The 241-nt window shown below is 66.8% G+C and carries 1 protein-coding gene; it reads right to left on the reverse strand.

What is annotated here, in order from left to right; all coding sequences use genetic code 11:
- On the reverse strand, positions 1 to 241 hold a 241-nt coding region (locus OP18_RS50905; RefSeq protein WP_033368080.1), incomplete at both ends, for a non-reducing end alpha-L-arabinofuranosidase family hydrolase.

Below are 241 nucleotides of genomic sequence, written 5' to 3' on the forward strand. Positions count from 1 at the left end.
CTGGTAGAGCAGCTGCAGGTTGCAGGCGTCGACGGTCTTGGTCTGGTCGGGGTTGCTGCGCACGAGGTCGCCGTGGCTGATGTCGTTGGTCCAGGTGGCGCCGCTGTTGGCCTTGCCGGCGAAGGGGTTGCTCTCCGTGGCGGCGTTCGCCGTCCAGGAGCCGTTGAGGCTGCTGGAGGTGAACGAGCGGAAGTAGCGGCCCTGGCTGCCGATGGCCTCGACGAGCATCAGGTACTGGTTC

This window comes from Dactylosporangium aurantiacum, from assembly GCF_000716715.1.
Taxonomy (GTDB): Bacteria; Actinomycetota; Actinomycetes; order Mycobacteriales; family Micromonosporaceae; genus Dactylosporangium; species Dactylosporangium aurantiacum.